Annotated in this window: 21 protein-coding genes and 1 pseudogene; 13 read left to right on the top strand and 9 right to left on the bottom strand. The window is 68.5% G+C overall.

The genetic code is table 11. The features are described 5' to 3' along the window. Window positions 1-6: 6 nt before the first annotated feature. A complete protein-coding gene (gene dxs, locus CSEG_RS06830; RefSeq protein ID WP_013078523.1) occupies window positions 7-1,929 on the top strand; it encodes a 1-deoxy-D-xylulose-5-phosphate synthase in 1,923 nt (640 codons plus the stop codon). Here dxs and CSEG_RS23255 read toward each other — a convergent pair. The 5 genes from CSEG_RS23255 to flgF form a co-directional block, all read right to left on the bottom strand. After that, window positions 1,926-2,156 (bottom strand): hypothetical protein, encoded by a 231-nt coding sequence (locus CSEG_RS23255; protein WP_244264925.1) that lies wholly within the window; start codon window positions 2,154-2,156, stop codon window positions 1,926-1,928. The two genes, dxs and CSEG_RS23255, sit on opposite strands and share 4 nt — an antisense overlap. Before the next feature lie 350 nt (window positions 2,157-2,506). Continuing rightward, entirely contained in the window at window positions 2,507-3,241 is a 735-nt protein-coding gene (gene flgH / locus CSEG_RS06840; protein ID WP_013078524.1) for a flagellar basal body L-ring protein FlgH, read from the bottom strand. 14 nt (window positions 3,242-3,255) lie between these two features. Next, entirely contained in the window at window positions 3,256-4,020 is a 765-nt protein-coding gene (gene flgA, locus CSEG_RS06845) for a flagellar basal body P-ring formation chaperone FlgA (RefSeq protein WP_013078525.1), read from the bottom strand. Window positions 4,021-4,024: 4 nt separating this feature from the next. Next, entirely contained in the window at window positions 4,025-4,813 is a 789-nt protein-coding gene (gene flgG, locus CSEG_RS06850) for a flagellar basal-body rod protein FlgG (protein ID WP_013078526.1), read from the bottom strand. A 13-nt stretch (window positions 4,814-4,826) separates the two neighbouring features. Beyond that, the gene (flgF, locus tag CSEG_RS06855; RefSeq protein WP_013078527.1) at window positions 4,827-5,564 is read right to left on the bottom strand and encodes a flagellar basal-body rod protein FlgF; all 738 of its coding nucleotides are present in this window, start codon (window positions 5,562-5,564) and stop codon (window positions 4,827-4,829) included. A gap of 190 nt (window positions 5,565-5,754) precedes the next feature. Here flgF and fliL point away from each other — a divergent pair, with 190 nt between their 5' ends. The 9 genes from fliL to glk all read left to right on the top strand — a co-directional run bounded on the left by fliL (window position 5,755) and on the right by glk (window position 17,020). Beyond that, a complete protein-coding gene (fliL, locus tag CSEG_RS06860; protein WP_053463730.1) occupies window positions 5,755-6,399 on the top strand; it encodes a flagellar basal body-associated protein FliL in 645 nt (214 codons plus the stop codon). A 29-nt stretch (window positions 6,400-6,428) separates the two neighbouring features. Then, the gene (gene fliM, locus CSEG_RS06865; RefSeq protein WP_013078529.1) at window positions 6,429-7,538 is read left to right on the top strand and encodes a flagellar motor switch protein FliM; all 1,110 of its coding nucleotides are present in this window, start codon (window positions 6,429-6,431) and stop codon (window positions 7,536-7,538) included. Next, entirely contained in the window at window positions 7,535-8,089 is a 555-nt protein-coding gene (locus CSEG_RS06870) for a DUF6468 domain-containing protein (RefSeq protein ID WP_013078530.1), read from the top strand. Before fliM ends, CSEG_RS06870 begins: the two co-directional genes overlap by 4 nt. Further along, window positions 8,086-8,871, top strand: a complete 786-nt coding sequence (locus CSEG_RS06875) for a MotE family protein (RefSeq protein ID WP_013078531.1) — start codon at window positions 8,086-8,088, stop codon at window positions 8,869-8,871. Before CSEG_RS06870 ends, CSEG_RS06875 begins: the two co-directional genes overlap by 4 nt. A gap of 9 nt (window positions 8,872-8,880) precedes the next feature. Next, on the top strand, window positions 8,881-11,754 hold the full coding sequence (locus tag CSEG_RS06880; RefSeq protein WP_013078532.1) for a tetratricopeptide repeat protein: 2,874 nt from the start codon (window positions 8,881-8,883) through the stop codon (window positions 11,752-11,754). 292 nt (window positions 11,755-12,046) lie between these two features. After that, entirely contained in the window at window positions 12,047-13,507 is a 1,461-nt protein-coding gene (gene zwf, locus CSEG_RS06885; RefSeq protein WP_013078533.1) for a glucose-6-phosphate dehydrogenase, read from the top strand. Window positions 13,508-13,510: 3 nt separating this feature from the next. Beyond that, complete coding sequence (pgl, locus tag CSEG_RS06890; protein WP_013078534.1) at window positions 13,511-14,197, top strand: 6-phosphogluconolactonase; 687 nt, start codon at window positions 13,511-13,513, stop codon at window positions 14,195-14,197. Between the two features lie 4 nt (window positions 14,198-14,201). Beyond that, window positions 14,202-16,010: a phosphogluconate dehydratase gene (gene edd / locus CSEG_RS06895; RefSeq protein ID WP_013078535.1), complete on the top strand. Its 1,809-nt coding sequence runs from the start codon at window positions 14,202-14,204 to the stop codon at window positions 16,008-16,010. Window positions 16,011-16,024: 14 nt separating this feature from the next. Continuing rightward, window positions 16,025-17,020, top strand: coding sequence for a glucokinase (gene glk, locus CSEG_RS06900; protein ID WP_013078536.1), 996 nt, complete (start codon window positions 16,025-16,027; stop codon window positions 17,018-17,020). 1 nt (window position 17,021) lies between these two features. On the opposite strand, the gene CSEG_RS06905 is transcribed toward glk, so the two are convergent. Next, window positions 17,022-17,792, bottom strand: a complete 771-nt coding sequence (locus CSEG_RS06905) for a hypothetical protein (protein ID WP_013078537.1) — start codon at window positions 17,790-17,792, stop codon at window positions 17,022-17,024. Window positions 17,793-17,930: 138 nt separating this feature from the next. On the opposite strand from CSEG_RS06905, the gene CSEG_RS06910 reads away from it, so the two are divergent. The 3 genes and pseudogenes from CSEG_RS06910 (at window position 17,931) to pyk (ending at window position 23,164) form a co-directional block, all read left to right on the top strand. After that, on the top strand, window positions 17,931-18,950 hold the full coding sequence (locus tag CSEG_RS06910) for a LacI family DNA-binding transcriptional regulator (RefSeq protein ID WP_013078538.1): 1,020 nt from the start codon (window positions 17,931-17,933) through the stop codon (window positions 18,948-18,950). A gap of 288 nt (window positions 18,951-19,238) precedes the next feature. Next, a pseudogene (locus CSEG_RS06915) lies at window positions 19,239-21,714 on the top strand (glycoside hydrolase family 3 protein). Window positions 21,715-21,733: 19 nt separating this feature from the next. Continuing rightward, window positions 21,734-23,164: a pyruvate kinase gene (gene pyk / locus CSEG_RS06920; RefSeq protein WP_013078539.1), complete on the top strand. Its 1,431-nt coding sequence runs from the start codon at window positions 21,734-21,736 to the stop codon at window positions 23,162-23,164. An 8-nt stretch (window positions 23,165-23,172) separates the two neighbouring features. Here pyk and CSEG_RS06925 read toward each other — a convergent pair whose 3' ends face one another. From CSEG_RS06925 to CSEG_RS06935, 3 genes are all read right to left on the bottom strand, one after another. Further along, window positions 23,173-23,901: a Crp/Fnr family transcriptional regulator gene (locus CSEG_RS06925; RefSeq protein WP_013078540.1), complete on the bottom strand. Its 729-nt coding sequence runs from the start codon at window positions 23,899-23,901 to the stop codon at window positions 23,173-23,175. Window positions 23,902-24,205: 304 nt separating this feature from the next. Then, window positions 24,206-25,339 (bottom strand): acyl-CoA dehydrogenase family protein, encoded by a 1,134-nt coding sequence (locus tag CSEG_RS06930; RefSeq protein WP_013078541.1) that lies wholly within the window; start codon window positions 25,337-25,339, stop codon window positions 24,206-24,208. Further along, the gene (locus CSEG_RS06935) at window positions 25,339-25,950 is read right to left on the bottom strand and encodes a 2-hydroxychromene-2-carboxylate isomerase (protein WP_013078542.1); all 612 of its coding nucleotides are present in this window, start codon (window positions 25,948-25,950) and stop codon (window positions 25,339-25,341) included. The genes CSEG_RS06930 and CSEG_RS06935 overlap by 1 nt, the downstream gene beginning before the upstream one ends.

Here is a 25,950-nt window from a genome sequence, read left to right on the forward strand (position 1 = left end):
TCAAACATGCCTTCCAAAACGCCTTTGCTCGACACGATCGCCTCGCCCGCCGATACGCGAGGTCTGTCCGTCGGCGAATTGAAACAGCTGGCCGCAGAGGTCCGCGCCGAGACGATCGACGCGGTGTCCGTGACGGGCGGGCACCTGGGCGCGGGCCTGGGCGTGGTCGAGCTGACCGTCGCCCTGCACCACGTGTTCGAGACGCCCAAGGACATTCTGATCTGGGACGTCGGCCATCAGGCCTATCCGCACAAGATCCTGACCGGTCGGCGGGACCGCATCCGCACCCTGCGTCAGGGCGGCGGTCTCTCGGGCTTCACCAAGCGCGCCGAGAGCGAATACGACCCGTTCGGCGCGGCCCACGCGGCGACCTCGATCTCGGCCGCTCTGGGCTTCTGCGCCGCGCGCGACGCCAAGGGAGAGGACAACAGCGTCGTCGCGGTGATCGGCGACGGTTCGCTGGGCGCGGGCATGGCCTACGAGGCGATGAACGCGGCGACGGACACCACCAAGCGCCTGATCGTCATCCTCAACGACAACGATATGTCGATCGCCCCGCCGGTGGGCGGCATGAGCGCCTATTTGGCCAACCTGGTCTCGGGCGGCGCCTACCGCTCGGTGCGCAAGCTGGGCAAGACGGTGGTCGAGAAGCTGCCCAGCCCGATGCGCGAGGCGGCTCGCAAGGCGGAGGAATACGCCCGGGGCATGGTCACCGGCGGCACCTTCTTCGAAGAGCTCGGCTTCCACTATGTCGGCCCGATCGATGGCCACGACATGGACGCCCTGGTCAGCGTGCTGAAGAACGCCAAGGCCTTCGCCGACAAGCCGGTTCTGGTCCACTGCGTGACCCAGAAGGGCAAGGGCTACGCCCCGGCCGAGGGCGCGGATGACAAGCTGCACGCGGTGGTCAAGTTCGACGTCGTCACCGGCCAGCAGCAGAAGTCGGCCGGCGGCCCGCCCAGCTACACCAAGGTCTTCGCCCAAGAGCTGATCAAGCAGGCGGAAAAGGACGACAAGATCGTCGCCATCACCGCCGCCATGCCCTCGGGCACGGGCCTTGATCTGTTCGGCAAGGCCTTCCCCGATCGCACCTTCGACGTCGGCATCGCCGAGCAGCACGCGGTGACCTTCGCCGCGGGCCTGGCCGCCGACGGCATGAAGCCGTTCACCGCGATCTACTCGACCTTCCTGCAGCGCGGCTACGACCAGGTCGTGCACGACGTGGCCATCCAGGGCCTGCCTGTGCGGTTCGCCATGGACCGCGCCGGTCTGGTCGGCGCCGATGGCCCGACCCACGCCGGCAGCTTCGACATCGGCTTCATGGGCGCTCTGCCCGGCATGGTGCTGATGGCCGCCGCCGATGAGGTGGAGCTGGCCCGCATGGTCGCCACCGCCGCGGCCATCGATGACCGCCCCAGCGCCTTCCGCTATCCGCGCGGCGAGGGCCTCGGCCTCGAGATTCCCGCCAATGTGGATCCCCTGGAGATCGGCAAGGGCCGCATCGTCCGCGAGGGGACCAGCGTCGCCATCGTCTCGTTCGGCACGCGTCTGTCGGAAAGCCTGAAGGCCGCCGACCTGCTGGCCGCCCGCGGCCTGTCGGCCACCGTCTGCGACGCCCGCTTCGCCAAGCCGCTCGACCTGGATCTGCTGCTGCGCCTGGCGCGCGAGCACGAGGCGATCGTCACGGTGGAGGAGGGCTCCATGGGCGGCTTCGGCGCCTTCGTGCTGCAGGCCCTGGCCCAGCATGGCGCGCTGGATCGCGGCCTGAAGATCCGCACGCTCTGCCTGCCCGACGTCTTCCAGGACCAGGACAAGCCCGACGCCATGTACGCTCAAGCCGGTCTCGACGCCGAGGGCGTACTGCGCGGCGCTCTGTCGGCCTTGGGCATGGACAACGTCAGCGCGGCGGGCGCCGGCCGGCGCGCCTAGGCGCCGCACGCCTCGAAGAAGGCCCGGACCTGGCCTCTGTCGGCCGAAGCGGCCTTCAGGCTGTGTCGCTGACCCTTCGTCAGCAGCGCCAGATCTCCGGACTTGCGGAACGCCTGGAGCGCCGGCGCGCTCGCCGCGCCGCGCGCCTGGACCAAGCCCTGGCTCATCGCATCGTCGATCCTGGCGGTGGTGAAGCGGCTTTCGCTGCGTCCCGAGGCGAGCACCATCTCGCGCTCCGTCAGGCCGACGGGCGGAGAGATCGATTTCGTCGCGGCCCGGACGGCAGCTCATCATCAGCACCACGTCGTCGCTGTTGGGGCGTCCGTAGGCGAGGCGCGGATCCTCCTGCGCGTCGGCCAGATAGCTCCACCGATAGCCGGCCGCGTCCTGCTTTTCGTGGGCGCAACCCGCCAAGCCGGCGGCGAGGGTCAGGGCGACAAGAGCGGCGACGCGGCGCGTCATGGGCGGTCCTCCTCGCCCCATCAACGCGGCTTGGACCTGAATGGCTCCTGAAAACGAAACGGGCGCGGAGACCTCGCGGTCGCCGCGCCCGTGAAGGCTGGCTTCGTCAGCCGTTTTAGAACGGCGAGAACCGCTCGACCAGCGACTGGCCGGCCGGGGTCTTCTGGACGCGGCTGATGTCGCCGCGGCCGCCGTAGCTGATGCGGGCCTCGGCGATCTGGGTGTGGCGGATGGTGTTGGCCGAGGAGATGTCCTCCGGGCGCACGATGCCGGCCACGGTCAGCTGGCGCAGCTCGGCGTTGGTGCGGACTTCCTGGGTGCCCTGGATGACCATGTTGCCGTTGGGCAGGACCTGGCTGACCACGGCGGCGATGGTCAGGCTGATCTTTTCCGAGCGCTTGATGTTGCCGGCGCCGGCGTTGGTCGTGGTCGAGCTGGTCTCCAGCGCGTTCGAGGGATCGAAGCCGCCCGGCAGAACCTTGCCCAGGCTCGACTCCAGGCCCAGCAAGTGCGGAACGCCGGCCTTGGTCGTCGAGGCGCGCGAGCTGTCGGTCTGGTTCTTGGTGTCGGCGCTGTCGTCGATGTCGATCATCACGGTCAGGATGTCGCCGACGCGGCTGGCGCGCTGGTCGTTAAAGAAGGCGCGGGCGCCGACGCGCCACAGCGAGTTGGCCGAGGCGGCCTGCGGGGCCGGCTCGCGCGCCGAGACATATTGCTGCTGGATCGGGGCCAAAGCGGCGGGGTAGCCGACCGGAGCCAGTTCCGGCCCTTTCACGGCTTCCTTGACGGTGGAGCAGGCGGCCAGCGGAGCCAGCAGCAGGGTGGCGGCGATGAGAGCGGGGCGACGCATGGGTCTTAAGCCTCTTAGCGAGCGGCGAAACGGACGGGTTGCGAACGGGCTTGCAAGCCTTGGGCCTGCGGACCGACGGCGGCGGCCCCTGGGCCGATCGCGACGGCTTGGATGATCTTCTTCGAGGCGGTGTTCTGGACGGCGAAGACTTCGCCCGTCGATGCGGCCGACATCGCCTTGCCTTGAAGCGAAAGGGAAATTCCGCCGTCGCTGTAGGTGACGGTGATCAGGTCGCCGGTCTTGACGACCTGGGCGGCCCCCACGTCGCGCTGCGAGACTGCGGCGCCTTCACGCAGGGGGCGCTTGGCCGCCAGGCCGATCACGGCGTCCGCATCGCGCGGGGCGTCGGCCGGCGCGCCGGCCATCTTCACCCACACCAGGTCTTCCGGCTGGACGATTTCGCCGGCCGTCATGCTGCGGGCGTAGGCAAGAACTTCCACATTGCCCCGCGCGGCGCCGGTCAGGCCCGCGCGCGTCGAGCCGCCGCTGTTGTCGGAGCCTTCGCGGACGATGATCCGGCGGACGCCCTGGCTGTTGTCCCAGTCGAAGCCCGCGCGGCGCGCGAACATCTGCACCTGACCCGCCTCGAGCACGGCGGTGGGGCCCATGCGGGCGGCGACCACCAGGTTGGCGGCCGCGCCGCTGACGCCGTCGAACAGGTCGCCCAGCGTGATGCGGCCGTCGGAGTCGGTGGTGTCCATCCGCAGGCTCACCGGCGTTCCGGCGAGGGCGGGGGACGCGAAGGCGAGGGCCGCGGCGGCGAACAGGAGCGCTTTCATCGGCTTACGACCTCATCTGCGAGGTGGTCTGCAGCATCTGATCGGCCGTGGAGATGACCTTGGAGTTCATCTCGTAGGCGCGCTGCGCGGTGATCAGGGCCGTGATTTCCGAGACCGAGTCGACGTTCGAGGCTTCGGTGTAGTGCTGCATCAGCACGCCAAAGCCCGGCTGACCCGGCGCCGCGAGGTTGGCCGCGCCCGAGGCGGCGGTCTCGAGGAACAGGTTATCGCCGATGGCTTCCAGACCGCCTTCGTTCATGAAGTTGGCGAGCTGCAGCTGGCCGATGGTCTGCGGCTGCGGATCGCCGTCCAGCTTCACCTGCACCATGCCGGTCTTGCTGATGATGATGTCGATGGCGTTCTGTGGGACCGTGATGCCGGGCTGGACCGTGTAGCCGTCCTCGGTGACGATCTGGCCCTGGTCGTTGGTCGAGAAGTTGCCGGCGCGGGTGTAGGCCGTCTCGCCCGAGGGCAGCAGAATCTGCAGGTAGCCCTTGCCCTGGATCGCGAGGTCCAGCGGGTTGTCGGTCAGGGTCGGGGTGCCTTGCTCGGTGATGCGGTAGACCGAGCCGGCCTTGACGCCGCCGCCGACCTGCACGCCCGTCGGAACGATGTTGCCGTCGCTGGACGACTGCGAGCCGGCGCGCTCGATCGTCTGGTACAGCAGGTCCTGGAACTCGGCGCGTTGGCGCTTGAAGCCAACGGTGTTCATGTTGGCGATGTTGTTCGAGATGACTTCGACGTTCAGCTGTTGCGCTGACATGCCCGAAGCGGCGGTGCGGAGAGCTTGCATCGGCTAGCGTTCCTTAATTGACTTTGCCCAGCCGCTCGACGGCGGTCCGGGACAGTTCGGAGGTGTTGTCCATCATCTTGGCGACGCTCTCGTAGGCGCGCTGCACCTGGATCAGCTTGGTGATCTCGAGGACGGATTGGACGTTGGAGGCCTCAAGCATGCCCTGGTGGACGACGGCGTCCGGCGCGGGCTGCAGGGTGGCGTTGGTGGTGTTGCGGTAGAGGTTGTCGCCGTCCTTGGCCATCGAGGCCAGGTTGTCGGGGCGGACCACGGCGATCTTGCCGACCCGGACGGCGCCCTGGGTGACGATGCCGTCCTTGCCGATGCTCACCTGGCCCAGCGTCGGGTCGATGTTGATCGGGCCGCCGCCCTCGTCCAGCACCGGATGGCCGGATTGGGTGACCAGTTGGCCTTCAGGATTGGTCGTGAAGCGGCCGTCGCGGGTGTAGCGGTCTCCGTTGGCGGTCTGGACCCGGAAGAAGCCCTTGCCCTCGATCGCGAGGTCGAAGTCGCCGCCCGTCTTGGTCATCGCGCCTTGCGTGAAGTCGCGGGCGACGCCCGAATCCAGCACGAACTTGACCGGCGCCGAGCCGTCCAGGGTTTTGGCCGGCTTGGACTGCTCGGTGCGGACCATCAGGTCCTCGACCTTGAAGCCCGTGGTGTTGGCGTTGGCGATGTTGTTGGCCACGACGTCCAGCTCGCGGCGAAGCGTCAGTTGGCGCGAAAGGCCGACATAAAGCGCGTTGTCCATGGCGAGTTAACTCGGGCGGCTGGCGCGACAAATGCGCCGCACCTCCTGAAGCAACCTTCGTGCCAGAGTGAAATCGTCAATGAAAACAACAAATAGAAAGGTTAACGAGGGGGTGTTGGTCGGAGTCTGCCGGGCAGATTCAGCCTGCGACCAAATGGCCTCCAAAACACATCGTTAACCATGCTCGCGCATGAGTAAGGCATATAGATTCCAAGGAACCGCGCGCGTGGCTCAGAACGATCAGGAAGCTCCCGAAGGTGAAGAGGGCGCCGAAGGCGAAGCCTCCGCCAAGAAGAAGCCGCCTATTCTTATCATCGCGATCGCGGCCGGCGTCCTCGTCCTGGGTGGCGGCGGCGCCGCGGCCTTCTTCCTCATGAAGCCCAAGCCGGCCGCCGAAGCGGGCGAGCACGGGGCTGAAGAGAAGGAAAAGAAGAAGGAAAAGAAAAAGGAAGAGGGCGAGAAGAAGGAAGGCGAGGGCGGCGCGGCCGCGGCCGCCGGTCCGGCGCCCGTGATCAAGGAAGGTCCGGACGGCGTGGTGTTCTACACCCTGCCCGACATCGTCGTGAACATGCAGACGGCCGATGGCAAGTCGACCTTCCTGAAGCTGAAACTGACTTTCGAGCTGCCGGACGAAGAGACGGCCGAGGCTTTGACGCCGAATCTGCCCAGGTTGCAGGACATGTTCCAGACGTTCCTGCGCGAACTGCGTCCCGAAGACCTGAACGGCAGCCAAGGCACCTATCAACTGCGCGTCGAGCTGCTGCGCCGGGTGAACCTGGTCGCCGCGCCGGCCAAGGTGAACGCGGTCCTCATCGAGGAGATGCTGATCAACTAGGCTCTCGGGCTGGTTGGGGCGAAACGATCATGGCGGACGAGAACGATCAGGCCCAGTGGGGCGCGGAAGGTGGCGGCGGCGACGGCGTCAACGAGTTCGGCGACTTCTCGGGCGGCATGGCCGGCTGGGATGACGGCGGCGGCGCCGACGGCGCGTCCGAGCGCATCCTGAACCAGGACGAGATTGACAGCCTGCTGGGCTTCGATCTGTCCGGCGACGGCTCCGAGGACCGCACGGGCATCCGCGCGATCATCAACTCGGCGCTGGTTTCCTACGAACGCCTGCCGATGCTGGAAATCGTCTTCGACCGCCTGGTGCGGTTGATGACGACCTCCTTGCGGAACTTCACTTCGGACAACGTCGAGGTCAGCCTCGACAACATCAGCTCGATCCGTTTCGGCGACTACCTGAACTCGATCCCGCTGCCGGCCATCCTGGCCGTCTTCCGGGCCGAGGAGTTGGACAACTACGGCCTGCTGACGGTCGACTCGAACCTGATCTACTCGATCGTCGACGTGCTGCTGGGCGGCCGTCGCGGCACGGCCGCGATGCGCATCGAGGGGCGCCCCTACACCACGATCGAGCGCGTGCTGGTGCAGCGAATGATCGAGGTGGTGCTGCATGACCTGAAGAGCGCCTTCGAACCACTGCATCCGGTCGCCTTCTCGCTGGACCGCCTGGAAACCAACCCGCGCTTCGCCGCCATCGCCCGGCCGGCCAACGCCGCGATCCTGGTCAAGCTGCGCATCGACATGGAAGACCGCGGCGGCCGCATCGAGCTGCTGCTGCCCTACGCGACGCTGGAACCCATCCGGAAGATGCTGCTGCAGCAGTTCATGGGTGAGAAGTTCGGCCGCGACAACATCTGGGAAGGCCACTTGGCCACCGAGCTGTGGACCACCCAGATGGAGGTCCGCGCCGTGCTCGACGAGCAGCAGCTGCCGCTGTCGCGCGTGCTGAACATGCAGGTCGGCGACACCCTGATGCTGAACGCCACGCCCGACAGCCTGGTGGAGCTGCGCGCCGGAGCCATCCCGCTGACGCGCGGCCGCATGGGCCGCCGCAATCACTCGATCGCCGTCCGCGCCGAGGCGCCGCTGACCCCGGCCGCCAAGAAGGCCGTGCAGAAACTGAAATGAGCGTCATCGCCTTCGCCATGAATGGTTTGCTGGCGGTGCTGCTGATCGTGGCGCTGGGCTTCGGCTGGCGTCTGGAGCGCCGCCTGAAGGCCCTGCGCGACAGCCACGAGGGCTTCGCCAAGGCCGTCAAGGATCTCGACCAGGCCGCCGCTCGCGCCGAGCAGGGCCTCGCCGACTTGCGCGCCGCCACCGACGAAGCGGCCGAGACCCTGGCCATCCGCATAGAGCGCGCGCAGGCCCTGGCCGCCCAGCTGGACGAGCGGATCAGCCGCCCGCCGCCGCCGCGTCCCGAGCGAGAGGCGCCGCCGCCGGCGCCCGTGCGCGGCCGCGTGGACGAGGTTTCGCCCGCCGCCGAACGTCGCCTGAAGGCCGAGGATTTCGAACGTCTGCTGGAGCGCGAATCGCGCCTCCCGGCCGGCGCCCGCCCGACCCTGAGCGCGCCCTCGGCGCCTTCCGAAACCCCGCGTTCACGGGCGCGGGTCGATGATGATCTCTTCGACGGACCGGGCGATCCCCCGCGTCCCGGACCCCAATCCAGAGCCCGCCGATGAAGAAAGTTCCGCGTATCCTGCCTCTGGTCGGCGTCGCCGTCGGCGGCGTCCTGGCCATCAACGCCTTGGCCGGCGCCAAGTCGCTGCCCGACATGCTGAGCGGCGCCAAGGCTTTCGCCGAGGGCGTCGCCAAGCCCGAGGGCAAGGCCGCTGAAGGCGAGGGCGCGCCCTCGGCCGAAGGCGCGGGCCAGCCGGCCGCCGCCAAGGCGCCGCAGACCCTGCCGCGCGCCTGCGCGCCGTCGGCCGACGTCCTGGCGAAGGAAGCCGGCCTCTCGCCCGCCGAACTGCGCGTGCTGCAGAGCCTGGGCGCCCGTCGCGGCCAGCTGGATCAGCGCGAGCAGGATATCGACGTCCAGCTGCAGCTGCTGGCCGCCGCCGAGGCCAAGCTCGACGCCAAGATGAAGGCCCTGACCGGCCTGAAGGGCGACATCCAGGGGCTGCTGGGCCAGGTCGACGCCCAGAAGCAGGCCGAGGTCGATCGCCTGGTCACGGTCTATCAGGGCATGAAGCCCAAGGACGCCGCCGCCCGCATGACCCTGCTGTCGGACGAGGTCCGCCTGCCGATCGCCGCCAAGATGAAGGAACGCACCCTGGCGATGATCCTGGCCAACATGGCGCCGGGCGACGCCAAGATCCTGACCGAACGCCTTGCGGCGCGCCTCGCCAATCCCGTCGTCGAGAAGGGCAAGGCCGCGGTCGCCGACAGCGGCGGCCAAGCCGCCGCGCCGGGCCAGCAGGCCGGTGGCGCTCCGCTGGCCGGCGCGCCCAATAAGGCCGGTTAAGGGAGGCTCATGACCCTTCGCCAGTTCCTGCGATCCAGCGTCGCCGCCGCGTGCATCGCGGGCGTGCTGGCGCCGTCCGGCTACGCCGCGCCGCCGCCTGTCGCGGCGCGGTCGGCGCTGGACGTGCGAGTCGCGCAGGCGGCGGATTTCTCGCGGGTCGAATTTCACTGGAGCGGCTCGGCGCGCATGGCCTCGCGCCGCGAGGGACAGGCGCTGATCCTGCGGTTCAGCCGCGACGCCAATCCCGATCTCTCCAGCCTGAAGATCGCGCCGCCGCGCTGGATCAAGGGCGCAGACGCCCGCCACGTGGGCGGCGCGCTCGAGATCGTCCTGACGCTCGCCGACGAGGCGGACTTCAAGGTCGGCGCGGCCGACGGCGTCAATTTTGTCAACATCTTCGCCAAGGACGGCGCGATCGCGGCGGCCCAGGCTGCGCCGACCGCCGCACCGCCGCCGCCGATTGGCCGGCCCAATCCGATGCCGCGAGATGGCGTCGTGCGGGCCGGAATCGAGCGCGCCGATGGCCAGGTCACCCTCTCGTTCACCTGGGCCGCGCCGGCCGGCGCCGCCGTGTTCCGACGGGGGGAGGCGGTCTGGATCGTCTTCGACACGCCCGCGCGGATCGACATCTCCAAGCTTCCGGGCAACACGCCCCGCTATTCGCGCATCCAGGCGCTGAAGGGCGGCGACTACTCGGCCCTGCGCATCGTGGCGCCCGTCGGCGAGCCCTATGTGGCGGTGGGCGCCGGGCCGACCTGGCGGATCAGCTTCGGCCCAGGGCCGCAGCAGAGCCCCGACATCATCCAGATCAATCGTGACGAGGCCGCGCCGTCCGCCGCGCTGACGGCCGCCGTGGCGGGGGTGACGCGCGCCATCTGGGTCGACGATCCCGCCGTCGGCGACAAGATCATCGTCGCGCCAGCCTTGCCGCCGGCCAAGGGCCTGTCCTCCCGTCGGGACTATGTCGAGTTCGCGCTGCTGCAATCGGCCCAGGGCCTGGCGGCGGAGGCCTATGCGTCGGACCTGATGGTCCAGGCCAGCACGGACGAGGTGCGGATTGGTCGTCCCAAGGGGCTGGCCTTGTCGCCGGCCTCGGCGGCGGCCCCGCCGGAGGAGGCCGTCGCCGGGGCGCCCCAACCGCTGTCGATGCCGGCGCTGATCGACCTGGAAGACTGGCCAAAGCTCGGCTCCGGCGGCTTCCTGGCTCGCTACAACGCCTTGCAGAATGCCGTCAGCGCGGCCGCCGACGAGGACGCGGACATCGCGGCGCGGCTCGCGCTGGCCCGTTTCCTGGTCGGCTCCCAGATGTCGTTCGAGGCGATCGGCGTCCTGAACGCCGGCGCCCGCCAGCATCAGACGATGATGGCCAATCCGGAGTTCCGGGGCCTGCGCGGCATGGCCCGCGTCCTGGCCGGCCGCTACGCGGAAGCCGACGCCGACTTCTCCTCGCCCGTTCTGGCGGACGAGCCGTCCAGCGCCATGTGGCGCGGCTATATCTCGACCAAGAACGGCCAGTTTCTGGACGCGCGCACCAAGTTCGCCAGCGGCGGCCGGGCGCTCGATCTGTTTCCGCCGATCTGGAAGGCGCGGTTCCTGGGCGCGCAGGCCGAGGCGGCCTTGGGCGTCGGCGACCTGACCGGCGCCCTGCAGTACGTCGCCAAGGCGCTGGACCAGCCAAAGCTTCCTGTCAGGGACCAACTGGCCATCCGCCTGGTCCAGGCGCGCATTTTCGAGGCCAAGGGCGAAAAGGTTCGCGCCAAGAAGATGTTCCAGGCCATCGCCCGCGCGCCCTACGACAATCTGACCGCGCCGGCCCTGCTGCACGCCACCCGGCTGCAGTACGAAAAGCGCGAGATCAACGCGGCCAAGGCCGCCGACACCCTGAACCAGCTACGCTATCGCTGGCGCGGCGACGGCGTCGAGATGGACGTCATCCGCGCGCTCGGAAAGCTCTATATCGACCAGGGCCGCTACCGCGAGGCGCTGGAAGTGATGCGTTCGGCGGGCCGGCCGAGCTCCGACCGTCCCGAAGCCCTGGCCCTTCAGTCCGAGATTTCCAGCACCTTCCGGGCCCTGTTCCTGGACGGCCTGGCCGACGGCATGCAGCCGATCCAGGCTGTAGGCCTGTTCTACGACTTCCAGGAGTTGACCCCGATCGGCGCCGACGGCGATCAGATGGTCCGCAACTTGGTGCGCCGCCTGGTGGACGTGGATCTGCTCGACGACGCCGCCAAGCTGCTGAAGTACCAGGTCGACAACCGCCTGAACGGCGTGCCCAAGGCGCAGGTCGCGACCGATCTGGCCTGGATCTACCTGATGAACAAGCGTCCCGAGGACGCGCTGAACACCATCAACGCCACGCGCACGACGATCCTGCCGCCGGCTCTGAACGCCGAGCGTCGGCTGGCCACCGCTCGGGCCCTGATCGGCCTTGGGCGCTACGATGACGCCGAGGAGTTGGTGGAGCGCGACAACACCAAGGACGGCCAGGAGATTCGGGCGGATATCGCCTGGAAGCAGCGCGCCTGGCCGTTGGCCGGCGGGCTCTACGAGCGGATGCTGGGCGATCGCTGGAAGGGGCAGGGCGCGCTCTCCCGCGCCGAGGAGGCCCGTCTCCTCCGGGCGTCGGTGGCCTACAGCCTGGCTGACGACGATGCGTCCCTGGCGCGCCTGCGCCAACGCTGGACGCGCTTCGTCGACAGCGCGGGCAATCCCGATGGCCTGCGCGTGGCGCTTCAGGGGCTGGGGTCCGAAGCGGTCTCGCCTTCCGATTTCGGCAAGGTCAGCGCCGACAACGAGGCGTTCAGCGGCTGGGTCGCCCGGATGAAGGACAAGTTCCGCACCGGCCAGCCGGCGGGCGCGGCGGCGCGCGCGGGCGGCTGAGACCGTCGGGCGCGGAAGGCACACCCGTTCGCCGGCTTGAGCTTTTCGCGCGCATCCTGGGCAAGGTCTTCCATTTTTCGCCCTGATGGCTGAATAAACCTCCGCCGAAACTCCATTGGTCTTATGGCGGCGGCGCGGGGTTTGCCCTAGTTAGGGCGCGCCCGCTCGGCTCATCGTTTGGGCAGGTTCGGTTCGCGTTGGAGGGCCTCTCCAGCTCGGCTCTCACGCTCGCGCGCTTGCCATTCTGCCGCAGGCATGTCATGACAACGTTGTCATAGGGTGGAAGACATTGGTGACGAAGAACAACGACGGCGATAATGGCCGCGAGGTCCTTGTGCTGCTGGGCGGCGCGGGGGATCTGGCTCTGCGAATGCTGCTGCCTTCGCTGTATTTCCTCGAAGTCGATCGACTGCTGCCGCATGATCTTCGCATCATTGGCGTGGCGCGCGCCGATCACGACGCCGCCGGCTACAAGGCCCTGGTGCGCGAGCAACTGGGCAAGCGTGCGACGGTGGAGGAGGCGGCGTGGAATCGCCTGGCCGCTCGCCTCGACTACGTGCCGGCCAACATCACCAGCGAGGACGACGCCAAGAAGCTGGCCGAGCGGATCGGCGAGCATGGCGACCTGGTGATCTTCTTCTCGCTATCGCCCAGCATCTACGGCCCGGCCTGCCAGGCGCTACAAGCCGCCGGCCTGACCGGCCCCAGGACTCGCCTGATCCTGGAAAAGCCGCTGGGCCGCGACCTGGAGAGCTCCAAGGTCACTAACGCCGCCGTCGCGGCCGTGGTCGACGAAAGCCAGGTCTTCCGGATCGACCACTATCTGGGCAAGGAGACGGTCCAGAACCTGACCGCCCTGCGCTTCGCCAACGTGCTGTTCGAGCCCCTTTGGGATCGCAACACCATCGACCACGTGCAAATCACCATCGCCGAGACCGAGAAGGTCGGCGACCGCTGGCCCTACTACGACGAGTACGGCGCGCTGCGGGACATGGTGCAGAACCACATGCTGCAGTTGCTGTGCCTGGTCGCCATGGAGGCGCCGTCGGGCTTCGACCCCGACGCTGTCCGCGACGAGAAGGTCAAGGTTCTCCGCAGCTTGCGCCCCTTCACCAAGGAGACGGTGGCTCACGACACGGTGCGCGGCCAGTACGTCGCCGGCGTCGTCGAGGGCGGCGCGCGCCAAGGCTATGTCGAGGAAGTCGGCAAGCCCACCAAGACCGAGACCTTCGTCGCCATGAAGGTGGCGATCGACAACTGGCGCTGGGACGGGGTGCCGTTCTTCCTGCGCACGGGCAAGAACCTGCCCGACCGCCGCACCCAGATCGTCGTCCAGTTCAAGCCGCTGCCGCACAATATCTTCGGCCCGGCCACCGACGGCGAGCTGTGCGCCAACCGCCTGGTCATCGACCTGCAGCCGGATGAAGACATCTCGCTGACGATCATGAACAAGCGGCCGGGCCTTTCGGACGAGGGCATGCGCCTGCAGTCGCTGCCGCTGTCTCTGTCGTTCAGCCAGACCGGCGGTCGCCGCCGGATTGCCTATGAAAAGCTGTTCCTGGACGCCTTCCGCGGCGATCGCACCCTGTTCGTGCGTCGCGACGAGGTCGAGCAGGCCTGGCGGTTCATCGACGGCGTCTCGGCCGCCTGGGCCGAGGCCGGCATCGATCCCGCGCCTTACGCCGCCGGCACCTGGGGCCCGCAAACGGCCAACGCGCTGATCTCGCCCGGCGGCCGGTCCTGGAAGGCTTGAGGGATGCCGAAACTCGAAGCCTTCAGCTCGCGCGAAGCCCTTTACGACGCGACCGCCTCGATCCTGGTCGACGCCCTGACCAACGCCGTCGCCGCCTCCGGGCGCGCGGGCTTCGCCGCGACCGGCGGTACGACGCCCGCGCCGGTCTATGACCGCCTGGCCACGCTGACCGCGCCCTGGGACAAGATCACGGTCACGCTGACCGACGAGCGCTTCGTCCCGCCGACCGACCCCAGCAGCAACGAGGGCCTCGTGCGCCGTCACCTGCTGGTGGGGGAGGCGGCCAAGGCCAGCTTCGCGCCGCTCTATTTCGACGGCATGAGCCACGCCGACAGCGCGCGCGCGGCCGAGGCCGGCGTCGAGGCCGCCACGCCGTTCGGCGCGGTGTTGCTGGGCGTGGGTCCCGACGGCCATTTCGCGTCGCTGTTCCCGGGCAACCCGGTCCTGGCGCAGGGCCTGGATCCCCAGTCCGACCGCCTGGTCCTGGACGTGCCGCCCAGCGATCCCGCGCCGGACATTCCTCGTCTCAGCCTGACCTTCGCCGCCCTGACCCGCACCGATTTGATCGTGCTGCTGGTGACCGGAGCGGCCAAGAAAGCGTTGTTGGAAGGCGACGTCGATCCGGCCCTGCCGGTCGCCGCCATCCTCAAGCAGGACCGCGCCAAGGTCCGCATCCTTTGGGCGGAGTAACGCCATGAGCCTCAATCCCGTCATCGCCGAAGTCACCGCCCGCATCGTGGCCCGCAGCAAGGACAGCCGCGCGGCCTACCTCGACAACATGCAGCGCGCGATCGACAGTCAGCCGGGCCGCGCCAAGCTGTCCTGCGCCAACTGGGCTCACGCCTTCGCCGCGTCGCCCGGCGTCGACAAGGTGCGCGCGCTGGACCCCAACGCGCCGAACATCGGCATCGTCTCGGCCTATAACGACATGCTGTCGGCCCACCAGCCGCTGGAGGAGTATCCGGCGCTGATCAAGGTGGCCGCCCGCGAGGTCGGCGCCACGGCCCAGTTCGCCGGCGGCGTGCCCGCCATGTGCGATGGCGTGACGCAAGGCCGTCCGGGCATGGAGCTGTCGCTGTTCTCGCGCGACGTCATCGCCATGGCCACGGCCGTCGCCCTGACCCACGACGCCTTCGACGCGGCGCTCTATCTGGGCGTTTGCGACAAGATCGTGCCGGGCTTGGTGATGGGCGCCCTGACCTTCAGCCACCTGCCGGCCCTGTTCGTGCCCGCCGGCCCGATGACCTCGGGCCTGCCGAACTCGGAGAAGGCCCGCATCCGCGCCCTCTACGCCGAGGGCAAGGTCGGTCGCGCCGAGCTCCTGGAAGCCGAGAGCGCCAGCTATCACGGCCCCGGCACCTGCACCTTCTATGGCACGGCCAACACCAACCAGATGCTGATGGAGCTGATGGGCTTCCATCTGCCCGGCTCGGCCTTCGTGCATCCCAACACCCCGCTGCGCGAGGCCCTGGTCAAGGAGGCCGCGCGCCGCGCCGCCGCCGTGACCGCCAAGGGCAACGAGTACGTCCCGGTCGGCCGGATGATCGACGAGAAGTCGATCGTCAACGGCGTGGTCGGGCTGATGGCCACCGGTGGCTCGACCAACCTGGCCCTGCACATCATCGCTATGGCCCACGCGGCCGGGATCATGCTGACGCTGGAAGACCTGGACGATATCTCGCGCGCCACCCCGCTGCTGGCGCGCGTCTATCCGAACGGTTCGGCTGACGTGAATCACTTCCAGGCCGCCGGCGGCATGGCCTTCGTGATCCGCGAGCTGCTGCAGGCGGGGCTCGTCCACGAGGATGTTCAGACCATCGCTGGCGCTGGCCTGTCGCGCTACGCCCAAGAGCCATACCTGGACGGCGGCGAGCTGAAGTGGCGCGACGGCGCGGCCGAGAGCCTGGATCCGGCCATCGTGCGTCCGGTCTCCGACCCGTTCAGCAAGGAAGGCGGCCTGCGCCTGATGGCCGGCAATCTGGGCCGCGGCGTGATGAAGATCTCGGCCGTGAAACCCGAACACCACGTGATCACCGCCCCGGCGGCCGTGTTCCAGGAGCAGGAAGACTTCATCGCCGCCTTCAAGCGCGGCGAGCTGGACCGCGACGTCGTGGTCGTCCTCCGCTTCCAGGGTCCGTCCGCGAACGGCATGCCGGAGCTGCACAACCTGTCGCCGTCGATCTCGGTTCTGCTGGATCGCGGCTACAAGGTCGCCCTGGTCACCGACGGCCGCATGTCGGGCGCTTCGGGCAAGACGCCCGCCGCCATCCACGTGACGCCGGAAGCCGCCAAGGGCGGGCCGCTGGCCTATGTCCAGGATGGCGACGTGATCAGCGTCAACGCCGAAACCGGCGAACTCAAAATCCTGGTGGACGAGGCGACGCTGCTCGCCCGTACGCCAGCGAACGTCCCGGCGTCCAAGCCGGGCTTTGGCAGGGAACTGTTCGGATGGATGCGAGCGGGGGTCGGCGCCGCCGACGCCGGCGCCTCCGTCTTCGCTTAGGGAAACACCAGGTCATGGACGGCAATCACAGCGGGGGTCTCGGCCTCGTCGGCGACATCGGCGGCACGAACGCCCGCTTCGCCCTGGTCGAGTTCGACGGGCCGGACCCGCGCCTGATCGAGCCCACCACGTTCAAGGGCGAGGACTACGGGACGGCCGAGGACGCCATCGAGGCCTATCTGCACAAGGTCGGCGTCAAACACGCCGACCAGGCGGTCGTGGCGGTGGCGGGGCCCATCGATCATGGCCAGGTCCACATGACCAACCTGGACTGGCGGATCTCGGAGGACGGGCTGCGTCGCGCCGGCGGATTCCGGAACGCCAAGCTGATCAACGACTTCACCGCCCAGGCCCTGGCCGCGCCGCGTCTGGCGCCCAAGGACCTGCGCCAGATCGGCGCGCTGCCGACGTCGGGGGAGGGCGACCTCGCCATTCTCGGTCCGGGCACGGGCTTCGGCGTCGCGGGTCTGGTCCGCCGCCACGGCCAGGAGCTCCCGCTGGCCACCGAGGGCGGCCACGTCGCCTTCGCGCCGCTGGACGAGGTCGAGATCGAAGTGCTCCGTCTACTGACTAGGCAGCTGAACGGCGGCCGCGTCTCGGTCGAGCGCATCCTGTCTGGCCCCGGCATGGAAGACCTGCACGTGGCGCTCGGCGAGGCCGAGGGACGCAAGGTCGAGACCCTGACCGCCAAGCAGATCACCGAGCGCGCCGTCGAAGGCTGCGCCGACAGCCTGGCGACCGTGAACCGGTTCTGCGCGGTGCTGGGCTCGACGGCCGGCGACATCGCCCTGACCCTGGGCGCGCGCGGCGGCGTCTTCATCGCCGGCGGCATCGCGCCTCGGATCATCGACATCCTGGAAAAGAGCCCGTTCCGCGCGCGCTTCGAGGCCAAGGGCCGGCTGTCCAGCTTCACCCAGGCGATCCCGACCCACGTGATCCTGCACCCGCATACGGCGCTGATCGGCGCGGCGGTGGCGCTGACGCCGGAGGGCAGGGCGGCGGTGTCCTGACCTAGTCCACGGGCGCTTTTTCGAAGGCGAGCTTTCTCTTCGCGATCAACTGCCGACACTGCGCGGCGCTGGGCTTGGCCTTCCGAGCCGCATCGCGCCCGGCCGCGATGCGCTGATCAACATAGGCTTGGACGAGGTCGTTGATCTCCGGTGCGAAGCGGAGTGGGTCCCGCATTTCCGCAAGATATGAGCGAGCCTGAGTGCGCGTGAGTGGTGGCTCGCAGGCGCCAACAGCCTCGGCCAGGTCACCGCCAGCAAGGATGTATCGCGTCTGCCATCCAGCCCGCCCGTAGGGCGCGAGCAGTTTGTCGGCGAGACTGTTCGACAAGGCGCCTACGGTTCCGGCTGGTGGACGTAGCAGGATCGAGCCTAGCGGATCATCGGCGATCCGCCGGCACTTGACAGAAAGTTCGCCCGCGAAGGCCCGTAGCGCGTCATCGCCGCCGGGATCCTTCAGGTTGGCCTTCACGGCCGCCAAACGTGTGTCGAGCTCAGCGTCTTCCCGCGCCTCGGCGGCGAGAACCGCGGCCTGCGCGTCTTTCGGCGCCAAGCCTGTTCGCTCGGCATACCGGTCGATCTCGCTTCTGAAAGCTTGGCTGGTGGGGTCTAGACGAGCATAGCCCATCATCTCGCAGTACGGCGCGCTGGCCGCGAAACTTCCCAATGCCTCAAGGCGGCCCAGCAAAATCGGCGACATCGCGGGTGTCTGGCCAATCGCCGGAAAGGCGAGAGGGGCCGCCATCAGAATGACAAGGGTCTTCAGGAACTTCATAGAAACACCCGCGCCAAGTTTTGCGGATGCAAGACGAGGGATTTGTCGCTTTCAAGGCGCGCGGCGGGCTCGCCATGACAGCCTTGTCATGGCTAAGTACGCGCCAAACCGAACGAATCGGGACGGCGGGGGACGGAATTGAGCGCCAAGATCACGATCCACGACGTGGCCCGCGAGAGCGGCGTCTCGATCAAAACCGTCTCTCGGGTCCTCAATCGCGAGCCCAACGTCAAGGCTGACACCCGTGACCGGGTGCAGGCGGCGGTGGCGGCCCTGAACTACCGCCCCAACATCTCGGCCCGCAGTTTGGCGGGGGCGAAGGCCTATCTGATCGGCGTGTTCTTCGACAACCCGAGCCCCGGCTATGTCACCGACGTGCAGCTCGGCGCGATCGCGCGGTGTCGGCAGGAGGGCTACCACCTGATCGTCGAGCCGATCGACTCCACGGGCGATGTCGAGGAGCAGGTCGCGCCCATGCTGGCGACCCTGCGCATGGACGGGGTGATCCTGACGCCGCCGCTCAGCGACCATCCGGTGGTGCTGGCCGCCCTGGAGCGCGAGGGCGTGCCCTATGTCCGGATCGCACCGGGCGACGATATCGAACGCGCGCCCTGGGTCAGCATGGATGACCGCGAGGCGGCCTACGACATGACCAATCACCTGATCGGCCTGGGTCATCGCGACATCGGCTTCATCATCGGTCACCCCGACCACGGCGCTTCGGCTCGGCGTCATCAAGGCTTCGTCGACGCGATGCGCGACGCGAACCTGCCAGTGCGCCAGGATCGGGTGGAGCAGGGGTGGTTCTCGTTCCGCTCGGGCTTCGAGGCGGCCGAGCGGCTGCTGGGCGGATCCGACCGGCCGACCGCGATCTTCGCCTCGAACGACGACATGGCGCTGGGCGTGATGGCCGTGGCCAACCGCATGCGGCTGGACGTGCCGGCCCAGCTGTCGATCGCCGGCTTCGACGATACGCCCGGCGCGCGGATCACCTGGCCTCAACTGACTACCGTTCGTCAGCCGATCGCGGCGATGGCCGGCGCGGCGGCCGACATGCTGATGAGCGGCGTCGAGCACGAGGAAGGCGAGCCGCCGCCATCCCGATTGCTGGATTTCGAGCTGGTCGTGCGGGAATCCACGGGCCAGGCGCCCGGCTAGGCGGTCTACGGGCAGCAGGACCTAGATTGTTCTTGACAGCGCTGTCCCTTCAACGTGAGATCATCGGCGATCAAGACGGTCGCCCACGGAAAGGCGGCGTCAGGAGGAAACGTAATGACCCCGCCTGGCCAATCCAGCGCCCGTCGCGCCGTCCTGCGCGCACGATCACTCCCCTCCAAGCGGTACCTCTAGCCGCTTTCTTTCGCTCGGCGCGGTACTCCGCAAGCGCCGCGCCGAGCGCTTTTCCCTTAGAACCCGTAGCCTTTAGAGGCCCTTCGAGGACCGCCTATGTTTTCGCGTCGCTCTCTCCATGCTTCCGTCCTGGCCTTGGCGATCGCCGGTGGATTGTCGGGAGCGGTCCTCGCCCAGGCGTCCTCGGGCGCCGCGACGACCCATCGTCAGCTGTGGCCGAAGGCCGCCAGCCCGGCGACCATCACCGACGCCAAGACCGAGGCCTTCGTCACCAAGCTGATGAGCCAAATGACGGTGGAGGAGAAGGTCGCCCAGACCATCCAGGCCGACGGCGCGTCGATCACGCCGGAGGAACTCAAGCATTACCGCCTGGGCTCGGTGCTGGTGGGCGGCAACAGCGCGCCGGACGGCAACGACCGCGCCTCGGCCCAGCGCTGGATCGAGTGGATCAACGCCTTCCGCGCCGCCGCCCTGGACAACCGCGGCGGCCACCAGGAGATCCCGATCATCTTCGGCGTCGACGCCGTCCATGGTCACAACAACGTCGTCGGCGCGACGATCTTCCCGCACAACATCGGCCTGGGCGCGGCGCGCGACCCTGACCTGATCCGCCGCATCGGCGCGGCGACGGCCCAGGAGATGGCCGCCACCGGCGCCGACTGGACCTTCGGCCCCACCGTGGCCGTGCCGCGCGACGTGCGCTGGGGCCGCACCTACGAAGGCTACGCCGAGGATCCGGAGGTCGTGAAGACCTATGCCGGTCCGATGACCCTGGGCCTGCAAGGCGCGCTGGTCGCCGGCAAGCCGCTGGCGGCGGGCCACATCGCCGGCTCGGCCAAACACTTCCTGGGCGACGGCGGCACCGAGGACGGCAAGGACCAGGGCGACGCCAAGCTGCCCGAGGCCGAACTCATCCGGCTCCACAACGCGGGCTATCCGCCCGCGATCGACGCCGGCATCCTGTCGGTGATGGTCTCGTTCTCCAGCTGGAACGGCGTCAAGCATACCGGCAACAAGAGCCTGCTCACCGACGTGCTGAAGGGGCGGATGGGCTTCGAGGGCTTCGTGGTCGGCGACTGGAACGCCCACGGCCAGGTCGAGGGCTGCACCAACACCAGCTGCGCCCAGGCCTACAACGCCGGCATGGACATGATGATGGCCCCCGACAGCTGGAAGGGCCTCTATGACAACACCCTGGCCCAGGTGAAGGCGGGCCAGATCCCGATGGCGCGGATCGACGACGCCGTCCGCCGCATCCTGCGCGTGAAGGTCAAGGCGGGCCTGTTCGAAAACAAGCGTCCGCTGGAGGGCAAGCTCGAGCTGCTGGGCGCGCCCGAGCACCGGGCGATCGCGCGAGAAGCGGTCCGCAAGTCGCTGGTGTTGCTCAAGAACGAGGGCGTTCTGCCGCTGAAGAGCTCGGCGCGGATCCTGGTGGCCGGCGACGGCGCCGACGACATCGGCAAGGCCGCCGGCGGCTGGACCCTGACCTGGCAGGGCACGGGCAATAAGAACAGCGACTTCCCCAACGGCCAGTCGATCTTCGGCGGCGTCGCCGAGGCGGTGAAGGCCGGCGGCGGCAGCGCCGAGCTGTCGGTTACGGGCGACTACAAGCAAAAGCCTGACGTCGCGATCGTCGTGTTCGGCGAGAACCCCTATGCGGAGTTCCAGGGCGCACATCGCCACGGCCGAATACCAGCCGGGCGACAAGACCGACCTGGCGCTGCTGAAGAAGCTGAAGGCCCAGGGCATCCCGGTGGTGTCGGTGTTCCTCAGCGGTCGGCCGCTGTGGACCAATCCCGAGATCAACGCCTCGGACGCCTTCGTGGCCGCCTGGCTGCCCGGCTCGGAAGGGGGCGGCGTCGCGGACGTGCTGATCGGCGATGCGGCCGGCAAGCCGCGCTTCGACTTCAAGGGCAAGCTGTCTTTCTCGTGGCCCAAGCGCGCCGACCAGGAGCCGCTCAATGTCGGCGACAAGGGCTATGACCCGCTGTTCGCCTATGGCTACGGCCTGAGCTACGCCAAGCCGGGCAAGGTCGCCGTGCTGTCCGAGGAGTCCGGCGTGACGTCGACGGCGGCCACGAATGTGGATCGCTATTTCATCGCCGGTCGCGCGCCGAACCCCTGGACGCTGACGACCTCGGGGGCCGTCGCGACCAAGACGATTGACGCCGGCGCCCAGGAGAACGCACGCCAGGCCGTGTGGACCGGGGAGGGGCAGGGGCTTCTCGCGGTGTCCGGCCGCCCCGTCGACCTGTCGCGTCAGACCACCGGCGACATGGCCGTGATGCTCCGTTACCGGGTCGATGCATCCCCAGAGAAACCGGTCTCCATGGCCATCGGCTGTGGCGAATCCTGCGGGGCGACGGTAGACGTTACGTCAACGTTTTCAGGCGCGAAGATCGGCGAATGGCGTACGGCCAAGATCAAACTTTCCTGTTTCAGGGACAAGGGCGCGGACATGACGCGGGTCACCGCGCCGTTCGCGCTGATGACGTCCGGTCGCCTGTCCGTGACCTTCACCGAGATCCGACTGGCCTCCAACGAGGGCGACGCGGTCTGCCCAACGAACTGACTTTCCAAGGAGCGACGGCATGATCCGCGCCCGTCGCTCCCGCATCGTCGCCACGATCGGCCCGGCTTCTAGTTCGCCCGAGATGATCGTCACCCTGGCCAAGGCCGGGGCGGACGTCTTTCGCCTGAACTTCAGCCACGGCGCGCACGAGACCCACGCGGCGGTCTACAAGGCCATCCGCGAGGCCGAGACGGTTGTAGGCCGCCCGCTGGGCGTGCTGGCCGACCTGCAAGGGCCCAAGCTGCGCGTCGGCAAGTTCGCCGAGGGTCCGGTCATGCTGAAGCCCGGCCAGGCCTTCCGCTTCGACAGCGACCCGACGCCGGGCGACGAGACCCGCGTGCACTTGCCGCATCCTGAAATCCTGACCGCGATGCGGCCCGGCGCGACCCTGCTGCTGGACGACGGCAAGCTGCGGATGACGGTCACCGAGGCGGGTCCCGGCTACGCCAACACCAAGGTCGTCAACGGCGGCAAGCTGTCCGAGCGCAAGGGCGTGGCCGTGCCGGACGTTGTGATCCCGATGTCGCCGCTGACCGCCAAGGACCGCGAGGACCTGGCTTTCGCCCTGCGCCTTGGCGTCGACTGGATCGCCCTGTCGTTCGTGCAGGCGCCGGAAGACATGGCCGAGCTGCGCCGCATCGTCGAAGGCCGCGCCGCCGTCTTGGCGAAGATCGAGAAGCCGCAGGCGCTGAAGGTGCTGGGTCCGATCCTCGACCTCTGCGACGGCGTGATGGTGGCGCGCGGCGATCTGGGCGTCGAGATGGCCCCCGAAGAGGTGCCGGTGGCGCAGAAGGAGATTCTGCGCGCGGCCCGCGAGCGCGGCATTCCGGTGATCGTCGCGACCCAGATGCTTGAGTCGATGACCAGCTCGCCGACGCCCACCCGCGCCGAGGCCTCGGACGTCGCCAACGCCGTCTATGAAGGCGCGGACGCGGTGATGCTGTCGGCGGAATCCGCCGCCGGCGACTATCCCGAAGAGTCTGTCTCGATGATGAACCGCATCATCGAGCGGGTGGAGCGCGATCCGCGTTGGCCCGAGCTGATGCAGGCCGAGCAGAGCCATGACGACGACGACGCCGACGTGCTGGTCGTGGCCGCCGCCGGCGCCGCCAAGGCGGGCTCGACCAAGTGCCTGGTCGCCTTCACGACCACAGGGGCCACCGCCCGTCGCCTGGCGCGTGAACGCCCGCTGCAGCCGGTGCTGGCCCTCTCGCCGGAGATCAACGCCGTTCGTCGCATGACCTTGGTCTGGGGCGTCGAGCCGCGCGTCAGCGCCCAGCCCGACAGCCTCGAGGTCGTCACCACGAACGCGTCGAGCAAGGCGCTGGAACTGGGCCTCGTCGCACCCGGCGAGCGCCTGCTGGTCGTGGCCGGGACGCCGTTCGGCGCGCCCGGGGCGGCGAATCTTCTGCGCCTGGCCCACGCTCCGGCGCCGGCCCGCCGTCGTTAGGGCGGGGCTCAGCCCCGCGCGCGCACGTCTAGCGCTTCCTCGTCTCCGAACGGATCGGGCAGAAGTCGCTCATAGCTCCTCCGCACCGCCGCGTAGCACTCGCAGGTCATGGCCTCGAGGCCGTTGCGGTCCAGGATGTCGACGACGCCCCGGCGATAGCGGATCAGTCCCTTGTTCTGCAGCGAGCCGGCCACGGCCGTGACCGTCGTGCGCTGGACGCCTAGCATGTCCGCCAGGAACTCCTGGGTCAGGCTCACCGTGTTGCTGTCGATGCGATCGTGACAGGACAGCAGCCAGCGGCAGAACCGCGCCTCGACCGCGTGCAGCGCGTTGCAGGCGACCGACTGGATCGCGTGCCCGAACAGGGCCTCGTTGTGCCGGTCCACGAGGGTCCGCAGCGCGGCGCTGCGCGTCCACGCGTCATGCAGAGGGCCCGCCGCGATGCGCAGCGCCGAGCCGGGCGCCTGGACGATCGCGCGGGACAGCGACTGGCGCGGCGCCACGGCGGCCATCAGGCCCAGAGCGCCTTCGCGTCCGATCGTGGCGGACTCGATGGCCGCGCCGCTCTCCATCAGCGTCATTAGCGAGATGACGCCGTCATTGGGGAAATAGACCTGATCGATGGTGTCGCCTGGATCGTAGAGCAGGCGGCCTTTGTCGAGCTCCATCGGAGTCAGGTACGGGACCAGAAGAGCCTTGTCCTCTGACGGCAGCGCGGAAAGGAGTCGGTTCTTCAAGGGATGTAGCGACCCTAGCATGCTGAATCGAACGCCGTCTCACGGCAAGGGTTGCAAGCTATAGGTGGATGAAACGAGCGGCGCCGTCGCGTAGTCGACACAATCCAGTCAGGATCCATGCAAAAATAGAGGCGCTCAAATAACTCGCGTCGCGCGATAATCATTTGACGGAGCGGGCGTGCGTCGGGTTCCCGACATTATTACTCAGTCGAGATGACGGGCTACCTGCGCTAACCTGATGATGGACAAGAAAAAAGCCGCCTAGGCGGCGGCTTTAGGGCCATGGTGTGGCTTGGTTTCCGGCTTAGAAGCCCATGAGTCTGGCGTAGCGATCACGATGGAAGCTGGCGCCGCCGAACAGCGCCTCCGTGACCCGTGCGCGCTTCATGTAGAGGCCGGCGTCGTGCGCGTCGGTCATGCCGATCCCGCCGTGCATCTGAACCATCTCGTTGCTGGCCAGATGGACCAGCTCGCTGGCCTTGGCCTTGGCCAGGGAGGCGAGGGCGCGGCTGTCGCTTCCCGTGTCCAGCGCCTCCAGCGCGGCTTCCACGCAGGAGCGGGTGGTCTCAAGGTCGGTGAACCACTTGGCGGCCCGATGCTGCAACGCCTGGAACGAGCCGATCACCTGACCGAACTGGGTGCGGGTCTTCAGGTAGTCGAGCGTGATGTCGAAGGCGGCGCTGGCGCTGCCCAGCATCTCGGCCGCGAGGCCCGCATAGGCGCGGTCCAGCGTCGGCTCCAGCACGGCCCAGCCCTTGTCGACCTCGCCGAGCACGGCGTCGGCCGCGACCTCCACGCCGTCGAAGGCGATTTGCGCCGCGCCGCGCGAGTCGATCAAAGCCAGATGCGTGCGGTTCACGCCCGGGGCGTCTGCGGGGACGAGGAATAGGGTCAAGCCGTTCGTCTGGCCCTGCGCGCCGCCGGTGCGGGCGACGACGATCAGCAGGTCGGCGGCGTCGCCGTCCAGCACGAAGGTCTTCGTCCCGTTCAGCACGAAGCCGGCGCCGCTGTGGGTCGCGGTCAGCGCGGTGCGGGCCGGCGCGTGGTGCGAGCCTTCGTCGACCGCCAGCGTGGCGACGATCTCGCCGCTGGCGATGCGGGGCAGCCAGGCCTGTTTCTGGGCGTCGGAGCCGGCCAGTTGCAGCGCGGAGGCGGCGATCATGGCCGTGGAGAGCAGCGGCGAGGCCGCCAGGGTGCGCCCGGTCTCCTCCAGGATCAGGCCCAGGCCCAGATAGCCGAAGGCCGAACCGTCATAGGCCTCGGGCACGATCACCCCGGCCCAGCCCATTTCACCCATCTCCGCCCAGGCGGCGGGATCGAAGCTCTGGCCGCTGTTGCCGTCGCGCAGCTTGCGCAGGGCGCCGACAGGGGCGCTTTCGCTGGTCCAGCCCTTGGCGGCGTCGCGCAGCATCGTCTGTTCTTCGGTCAGGACGGCCATCAGGCGTGCTCCCTGGATTGATGACGGACGGCCCAGTCGAGGGCCTGTTCCAGACGGTCGTTGCCCCAGAAGAGCTCGCCGTCGGCGGTGAGAAAGCTGGGCGCGCCGAACAGCCCGCGTTCCTTGGCCTGGCGGACATGGTCCTTCAGGCGCGCCTTGATGGGATCGGATTGCGCGGCGGCCAGGACGTGCTCGGGGCCCGCGCCGACCGAAGCGATCAGTGGGGCGAGAACCTCGGGGCTGCCGATGTCCTGGTCGTCGACAAAATTGGCCTGGTAGACCGCGCGGCTGAAGGCCGGCGTCCAGCCGTCCTCCAGGCCACAGATGGCGACGCGCGCGGCCAGCAGGCTGTTGCGCGGGAACTGACTGGGATGGCGCAGCGGCAAGCCCTCGGCGTCGCAGACGCGCTCGAGGTCTCGCCACATGTACTCGCCCTTGACCGGGAAGGCGTTGAACGGACTGTCGTTCAGGCCCTGCTGCTCATGGAACAGCGGACCGACGATGAATGGCCGCCACGCCACGGCCACGCCCTTGTCGGCGGCCAGCCTCTCGATCCGCATCGCTGCCGGATAGGAGTAGGTCGAGGCGAATTCGTACCAGAACTCGATCAT

It is taken from the genome of Caulobacter segnis ATCC 21756, assembly GCF_000092285.1.
Taxonomy (GTDB): domain Bacteria; phylum Pseudomonadota; class Alphaproteobacteria; order Caulobacterales; family Caulobacteraceae; genus Caulobacter; species Caulobacter segnis.